Origin of the sequence: Aquamicrobium defluvii, from assembly GCF_004363725.1 — a bacterium.
GTDB classification, from domain to species: domain Bacteria; phylum Pseudomonadota; class Alphaproteobacteria; order Rhizobiales; family Rhizobiaceae; genus Mesorhizobium; species Mesorhizobium defluvii.
The window spans coordinates 1-7430 of sequence record NZ_SNZF01000057.1 but is presented as its reverse complement, the minus strand read 5'-3'; the positions used below and the strand labels follow the sequence as shown (position 1 = coordinate 7430).

At 59.2% G+C, this 7430-nt stretch carries 10 protein-coding genes; 2 read left to right on the top strand and 8 right to left on the bottom strand.

From position 1 onward, the window contains the following. Both DES43_RS21715 and DES43_RS21705 read right to left on the bottom strand, forming a co-directional pair. A partial coding sequence (locus DES43_RS21715; protein ID WP_166647811.1) for a ParB/Srx family N-terminal domain-containing protein occupies positions 1-410 on the bottom strand: 410 nt, incomplete at its 3' end. Positions 411-1089: 679 nt separating this feature from the next. Beyond that, positions 1090-1296, bottom strand: a complete 207-nt coding sequence (locus tag DES43_RS21705) for a hypothetical protein (protein ID WP_037094711.1) — start codon at positions 1294-1296, stop codon at positions 1090-1092. A 110-nt stretch (positions 1297-1406) separates the two neighbouring features. On the opposite strand from DES43_RS21705, the gene ligD reads away from it, so the two are divergent. Then, positions 1407-2462 (top strand): non-homologous end-joining DNA ligase, encoded by a 1056-nt coding sequence (ligD, locus tag DES43_RS21700; protein WP_133676364.1) that lies wholly within the window; start codon positions 1407-1409, stop codon positions 2460-2462. Here ligD and DES43_RS21695 read toward each other — a convergent pair. From DES43_RS21695 to DES43_RS21680, 4 genes are all read right to left on the bottom strand, one after another. Next, on the bottom strand, positions 2459-2710 hold the full coding sequence (locus DES43_RS21695; RefSeq protein ID WP_052642495.1) for a hypothetical protein: 252 nt from the start codon (positions 2708-2710) through the stop codon (positions 2459-2461). The genes ligD and DES43_RS21695 overlap by 4 nt on opposite strands. 97 nt (positions 2711-2807) lie before the next feature. Further along, entirely contained in the window at positions 2808-3005 is a 198-nt protein-coding gene (locus DES43_RS22565) for a hypothetical protein (protein WP_162699452.1), read from the bottom strand. A gap of 458 nt (positions 3006-3463) precedes the next feature. Continuing rightward, complete coding sequence (locus tag DES43_RS21685) at positions 3464-4486, bottom strand: alpha/beta fold hydrolase (protein WP_133676362.1); 1023 nt, start codon at positions 4484-4486, stop codon at positions 3464-3466. Continuing rightward, positions 4476-6086 carry an RcgA family putative transporter gene (locus DES43_RS21680; RefSeq protein ID WP_037094726.1) on the bottom strand — a complete coding sequence of 537 codons (1611 nt, stop codon included), beginning with the start codon at positions 6084-6086 and terminating at the stop codon, positions 4476-4478. Before DES43_RS21680 ends, DES43_RS21685 begins: the two co-directional genes overlap by 11 nt. A gap of 80 nt (positions 6087-6166) precedes the next feature. Here DES43_RS21680 and DES43_RS21675 point away from each other — a divergent pair, with 80 nt between their 5' ends. Beyond that, a complete protein-coding gene (locus DES43_RS21675; RefSeq protein WP_245514622.1) occupies positions 6167-6550 on the top strand; it encodes a hypothetical protein in 384 nt (127 codons plus the stop codon). A 182-nt stretch (positions 6551-6732) separates the two neighbouring features. Here DES43_RS21675 and DES43_RS21670 read toward each other — a convergent pair whose 3' ends face one another. Together DES43_RS21670 and DES43_RS21665 are read right to left on the bottom strand one after the other, a co-directional pair. Next, the gene (locus tag DES43_RS21670; protein ID WP_037094732.1) at positions 6733-7038 is read right to left on the bottom strand and encodes a hypothetical protein; all 306 of its coding nucleotides are present in this window, start codon (positions 7036-7038) and stop codon (positions 6733-6735) included. A 46-nt stretch (positions 7039-7084) separates the two neighbouring features. Continuing rightward, positions 7085-7321, bottom strand: coding sequence for a hypothetical protein (locus DES43_RS21665; RefSeq protein WP_133676360.1), 237 nt, complete (start codon positions 7319-7321; stop codon positions 7085-7087). Positions 7322-7430: the final 109 nt, after the last annotated feature.

Genomic DNA, 7430 nt, shown 5'->3' with positions numbered 1-7430 from the left:
ACGTCTGTGTGCCTTCCTCGGTATGCCCCGCGAATATCGCCCACAACCATGACGGCTGTACGAATCCAACAGGACAGTCGCGACACAGAACCTAACATCGCCTCCCGCATCACGTTCTCGGTCAGGCTTAATTCCGTGGCGTCACCCGCCTCCCGGACAATGACATTCACAGCGTAGTCAGCCGTGATCTCGCCCCGTTCGGCCAGAAGATTGAGGGCTGCAAGGCGGCGACCGCCAGCGGTTACGAGGTATCTTCCCTTGGATGCCTTGCGCACCACAAGGTTTTGGATGACGCCATTGGCGAGGATCGAGGCCGACAGGCTCTCGATGCTCTCCTTGGTGTAAGTCTTGCGGACGTTCTTCGGGTCTGCGTCCAGCTTGTTCAATGCTATCGCGATGATGTTGCTCATGGTCTCTTGCTCCAGTTTTTCCCGTTTCCCTTGGGAGCAAGCCCCGCTAGTGGGCGAAGCCTCTGCCTTCGTTTTCGAAGGATGTGCCCCCACATCCGGCGGAACGAAGGGGGAGGGCGCAGCCCGCTCCCGTTAGGACGCGGATCGGGTCATGGGGCGGGAGGAAGGAAAAACGGAAGGTTTGCCGGCTTGACGGCGAAAGCCGTTTTTCCTGACGAGCGACAGCGCCTGCGCGCTTGCCCATTGGCGCGATTGGCGACCTATCGTAAGAGCGGTACAGGGTAGGATCCATGGGCGGCCGATCCCGGCCGATCCTTGCGGATGCGAACCGGCGACGCCGGTTCTCCGTCTTCACCAGGTTATAAAACGATGGATCTGCCCGCTGCGCTCCGAGTGATGAGCGCTCCGCTCCTCGGGCAGCTCTCCATTTCAACTTGATTCAATGTGTCGTAGCGGCGGTTAGCCGCTCGGCTCGGATCGATCGGCGCCAGTCCGAGATCCGAGAAGGACAATGAAGAACATCGGAGCTTTCAGCATAGCGCCGCCCCTCCTTCAGGGGCGGGAAAGCGGGAATTCTCGACACGGTTTTGACGGAAGAAGGGAAGCCGCAGGAGGCTTAGCATAGCGCCGCGAAGCGGAAGCCGGGACCGACTTCCCCCGGCAAAACCGTTCCTTGCCTCTACAGCCTGGGCGTTGCGTTCATGATGTAGTGGGCGATCTGAAACAGCTGTTCAACAGTCGCAGCCAGGTCAGCAGAGGCTTGCTGGATCTCTGGCGGTTGGGACGGATCGCCGGCGAGATCGCCAGCCTTGGCGATGATATCCTCGCAAGGATCTGCGATACTGTGAATGAGCTTCAGCAGCTCCTGGGCGGTTGCCTGATCCACCAGTGCCTGTCCTACGTCGTTTCCGGGCACCGAAACCCTATGGAGCAAGCGGACGGAGGTCCAGAGGCTTCCTAAGCGGGTTGTTAAGCTGTCTCTGCTGAAATGGCGGAATGGTAAAAGGACCGCGAAAGCCGCCAAAACCGCTTCTGACGGAAGATAAGGCGCCGCTGCGAAGCGGACGCCTGAGACCTCGCGACCCTGAACAGCCGCGCCTCCTGTTCGATCCCATGCCGGATCGCGTCGAACCTTGCCTAGCCGTCTTGAAGAACCGCCCGCCGAAGGGGCCTGAATGGTCCTACGATATCAAGTGGGACGGCTACCGGATTTCTGTCCACCGGGAGCTATCCAAGGTGAGGATCCTGACACGCGGCGGCTTTGACTGGACGGAAAGATTCCCGGCCATTGCGTCAGCGGCGGCCGCTCTTGGTCCGGCGACATTCATCCTCGATGGTGAAGCCGTCGTGCTCGACGAGATGGGGCGATCAGACTTCGGGCTGCTGCAGGGCTCGCTTGGGGGCCGGACCGGAAAACACCCGGCTGCAACCGCGCTCATGTTCGCGTTCGATCTCATGTACCTCGACGGCCATGATCTGCGTAAGCTGGAATTTGCTGCACGGCGGCACATCCTTGAGGATCTGCTTGATGAGGCCACAGGGGCGATCCGCTTGTCCGAGGAAATCAACGAGGATCCCGAAAGGCTGATCGAACACGCTTGCGCGCTGGGCCTGGAAGGCATCATCGGCAAGCATCGTGATCGCCCCTACAGACCGGGCAAGACTGGCGACTGGATTAAGATCAAGTGCGTCCAGCGCGAAAGCTTTGCCATCCTAGGCTACGAACTGTCGTCAGCTATGCCAGATGGCTTTGGAAGCCTCCTTCTCGGAGCTCTCAGAGGAGGTGAGTACGTCTATGTCGGAAGTGTCGGAACTGGCTTTAAACATCAGCAAGCGCGAGCGTTGCGAAAGCAGCTCGACAAGCTTAAAACGAACAAGCCGGTGATCCGCTTCAAAGAGAAGACCCGCATCGCGACAGATCCAGGCCTGATCGCTGAAATCGACTTCCGGGGATGGAAGTCCGACGGGAAACTGCGCCACGCCTCGTTCAAGGGACTTCGCGACCCTGAAGACGCAGCGGCAGTATATTCGCTCGATGTTGGAGACGCCTAACCGGCAAGATTGGGCGGGGGCATGTTTCTTCTCAGAGCAGCGAGAAGCAGGTCTAGATCCCGATTGGCATCCGCCGCCAGCATGAGGTTGTCCGCAACCTCTGTAATGGCAGAGAGGACTTCCGTCTCCTCCCAACCTCGGCGCATGGCATCCTCTACCAGGTCCTGCAAAACAGTCTCCACCGCCATCTGACACGCGATGTAGCGGCTTTCATCCTTTTCGGGTGGCGCTTTTGGAAAGTCGGTCATGTTCCAGCAAATATGCTTCCTGCGGGCGCGTGCAAGGCCGCGGGTTCGGGATCACGACGGATAGGCCACACCCTGCAGGGCAGGGTGCGGCCGTGCTTCACTGAGGCTTGTTGTCGTTTCCGGCCTTGCTGTTGAGCTCGACTTGATAGTTGAACTCGACCTTGGCGATGAGCGGAAGCATCACGGCGATGGAGAACCGAAGTTGGCCCTTGTGGGACAGCTTCGCGATTTGCCGGTTGATGAACTGGCGAAGGCGACGGCCGGTTTTCTGGCAGAAGGTTACGAGCGTTTTCATCAGAGGTTCCTCCTTAGTGGTTGTGCGTAATCGCGAAGCTCGAATACGGCTGGAACCGCCGAGTGCATCGCGAAGCGATCGCAACGGAGCGCAGCGGAGAGGAGAACCCTTTAGGGTTGCACGCCAAGGCGGGGCCCGACGTATTGTGCGCAGCATTAGATTACGTACGGCCACTAAGGAGCGGCCTGAAAACGCGGCCTTCGTAGCCCCGGCCGTCGTCTTTGCCTTCAACCGGCAAATCGTGATCCGGCCGCCAGGTCGGATCTCCATCGCCGTGATGCTGCAGCGGTGGTTGAGCTCACCTCGACGCTCCTAGCCGGAAACGACAACAAGCCTCAGTGAACCGTCCCGCTTGCGGGGCGCCTCCGTCGTGAGGGGGAGGGGAGTTTGAGGGGAGGGGCCGAAGGGGGCTCCCCTCATTGCGGTTGGGTGCCGCTCGATGCGGCGCTCAAGCGCTCCTAAGCCTGGGCGGCCTCGCGCTTGCGCATCAGAAACCGCTTCAGGCTCCATCCGGCTCCCAAGATGTAGGGTGGCCGCCCAAGAGAGTAGTGCCCGCAATTCAGCCGCAGCACGCTCACTCTGGCTCCGGCATTCTGCAGCCGCTTCAGCAGGCGTTCTGACAGGTCCGGTAAAACAACCGTGTCCCTCGATGCCAGGATGACATGAATTTCGAGGCTTGGCCGCGCCAGCCTGTCTGCATGGTTTTCAAGATCGAGTGGTGCCCACGCTCGTTGAAGCTGGGCAAGCGCAAGATGCGGCTCGAGACTCTTCCGGATCGAACGGGTTGCGCGCCCGGTCCATACCATTTCGGCAAGGCTTCCTGCCGTGAGGAAGAGTGACGCCCGAGAAACGGCGGTCTCATGCGCCGCGACCAGTCCGGCTATCCAGGAACCAAGACTCATCCCGAGGACAGAAACATCCCGATACCCCTCGCGCTTTAGCCAGCGGATAAGCTTGCGCCCGTCCCATACAGCCTGTCTGACGGCCTGCACCGTTCGGCCGAGATTGGCGCTGAGCATGTAATCGGCATAGAGCGAGCCCGGGCGCTTGCGCTCCAAGTGGTAAGGCATGGCGATCTCGATAACCGTGATCCCTTGCCAGGAGAGGAACCCGGCAATCTGCCGGTTCCGACTTTCGGCGTTCCAGTGATGAAAGATCACCACCGCCTTATCGCGTTTTCCGCTCTCCGTGATCCTGGCCCACACGATGTTGTTTTCCGCGACATCCGTTGAGATGTCCGAAGGGAATTTCAGCCAGCCATCCCGCAGCTCAAAGGTTTGGCCGCTTGAATCAGGCGGATCGAAGAAACCCGGATCAGCGGCGGCCGTTTCCGCGAGTACGCAGAACTCCTCTAGCTTTTCAGCCGCTCCCATGCCGGGGAATGCACGATCGGCGTCCAGAATGAGGTCCGTGGTCTCCTTGGCCTCTTCGCCGCGTTGGGCGCGGCCCTCGTCCCAGCGATCGAGCCAGCTATGAAACATGGCTGTCGCCTTCCATACCGCCGGCTCGCCAGCCGAATCCAAACTCTGGATCAAATAGCCCGTATGTAGCGATCAATGCGGCGACAATCAGCAAAACCGAGAAGCCGTCAAAGGCATCGATCGTCAGATACGAGATCAGGAGCAGTCCGATCGCGGAAGACATCTTCCACAAGGGCGCTCGCAGACGTCTGTCACTGCCCAGCCGGATCGCTCCATACAGGAAGACGCTGCAGGTCGATATTGCGACGAGGAGGCTGCTGTAGTGGGTTGGCATTCGATAGCCGAAGATATGATCGCCGTCGTCGTAGTTGGTGAGGGCAGCCCACACATCGCGAACGATCCACGTTATGATGTCGGGGCCTTGTGAAGCGAGATAGGCGCTCTGCGCTTTCATGCAGATGGCGGCCAGGACGACGAGAACTGTGCATCGAAACACCCCCCGCATGATCCTCAGAGCGGCCTCACTGACCCCCGGCCCTGATGCCTGATCAGTCCGAAGCGTCGCTTGGCTATCGAGCTTCCAAAGATCATGGATGATCGTATGCAGAATGATCAGGCCCGCAAAGAGCAGGTAGAAGGTGACGGACATATAGAGGTAGGCGAGGGCGGTGAAGACGATGGCTGCCGGGGTCGAAATTATGTCAGGCCGTATGATGCCAATCGTCCCCCAACTCGGGGCAAAATCCTGCGCCTGTTCTAACAGCGGGATCAGCTGCACCCCAATCCATTGAGCCAGGCCGGCAAACAAGATGCAGATCAGGAAAACCGCCCAATAGGTATGGGAGTTCGCCTGCAGGTTTTGAATCCAGGCATCCCCGCTTTGAGGTCGATCGGCATGTGCCAGAAACCTTGGACGTGCATCATGTTTCCAGAAAACCAGAAGCTCGATGACTATGGCGAAGAACAGCGGCAGCAGCACCATGAAGAGGAAGGTCCAGTTTGGCGCCCACAGAAAGCCGACCTGTTTTTCGATACCGTCCTCGCGCATATAGGTGATGGTGTGGATCCCAAGGATATAGGACAGGAACCCGAGCGCGGACGAACCGGCAAAGACCGAAGACGGCAGATTCAAGTGTGATCCGTGAGAGAAAATCGTCTCGGTCCTGATCGCCAAACCAGATGGCCGCTCCGTCGACATGGGTTCAAGATCCACCGAGACGACCGGCGTTAGCGGAATCTGGTTTGCGGCTGGCGCCGGCATGTCCGGCACTCGCGAAGTAGCTGCGCCGCCAGTCTTTCTGGTATCCCGTCGCTTGGCAGTCAGGCGGGCTTGCGCTGCACTAAGCTCCTTCATCCAATCATTCGTCGCCTCCTTGTCGCCGCAACCAAAGATGCGTGCGAGCCAGCGGATGTTGGTGGTGCTGATGCCCTTGTCGTTCTCCTGAAACCAGAGCTGGACCGTGCGGAGATCCACCCCGCTACGATTGGAGTCGATCTTCGAAATGGCATCCGCCAGCAGTTCCGGCGTCCAGGGGCCTTGCGGAAAACCATCATCACCCAAGGGCCGACCGGCTCCTGCAGCGGCCATCTGCTTGAACAGCTCCTTGAAATCGCTTCCGTCGTTAGGCGGCGCGACAAAAATCTTACCGTTTTTTTCCAATGACTTGCACGCCCGGATTTCGTTTCGTTTCGCATCCTATCGTGCGTTTCGTCAGGTTCAATGGTCTTAAAGCCCCTCCAATGCAACTGATCGGTGAGGCATCCACCATGCTACTGTCGTTATCCAGTTCGCGTTCGTCGCATCGGGCAACAGCCACTCTGCGCACAAGCTTCACCTCGGACGAGCTGTCGTCCAAGCACCTTGGAACGGAAACCGCAGGTAGTGGGACTGGAGAAGGTCCCTCGCTTCGTGAGTTGATCGATCAGCACTCGGCAGCTGTTCAAGGGGGGAAAAAGGCGACGGCACGGCGCCTGGCAATCATCAATTACAAGCCAAAGGGAGAGGGAGAAGCCAACCTGAAGCTGACCTATCTCGCGGCCTATCTGATCGCGACCAAAGACACGCTTTCCGCCAAGGAAATGAGTTCATTGCTGGCGGATCGCCCGGTTCGATCAACCACCTGAGCGAGACGATCAAGCGCCGCCAACGGCGGCGGCACGCCGGGCGGGAGGGGAGCCGAGGGGAGGGGCATGGGCTCCCTTCGGGCGGACCGCAGCCCGCTCGATGCGGCCAGGTTCGCAACTGCCAAAATGGCTACGGGGCCAGTTCTTCCGAACCAGCCCCGCAACAAAGCATCCAACAATTGTCAGCGTACCAATCCCAGCCGCTCGCCAAGGCTTGGCGGCGTCGGCGTTCCCGCTTCCTTTGTCATGGCGACGATGGCCTTCTGTGACAGCCCTTCGATCTCATAGCCAAAACGGCGCGCGCTCTCGATGATCGATTCTAGGCTTGGGTGCTGCTCAAGATGCGTCCCGAACCATAGGGCATATTCGTCGGTTTCCTCATCGGGAAACGCCTGCAGAAAGAAGGTGCGCAACGGCGGATCATAGCCGATTACGGCGTTCTCGTCGGTCTCTTCGTCGGTTTTCACGGTCACGGTGTAGCGGCTCAATGGTGTCCCTCCTGATGTCGGGCCGCATCGAAATGCGGCCCAGGTCCTATTTGAACAGCGGCATTGACCGCTTGTTGGTCAGGTTGGCGCGGTCGGTCTCAAAGCGGTAGCCGTCCCAATCCTTCCACGCTTCCCAACCTGCCGCGGTGGCGCGCCCATACCAGACGCGCACCTTGACCTTATTGTTTCCAAGGTCCTCGACAACCTCAACCGTGTGGCTCCCTCCTAAACCGGAGGGCGTGTCGAACACCTCAACGCTTCGGCGCTGGCCGTTGCTTTTCATGCTTCGCCTCCTACGTAAACGCGATTTTTGGGTCACCTATGAATCGGGGGAGCGCTTAGGCAGGTTGTGTCCACAAGCAACGTAATGGACACAACGCGATGGATGATGT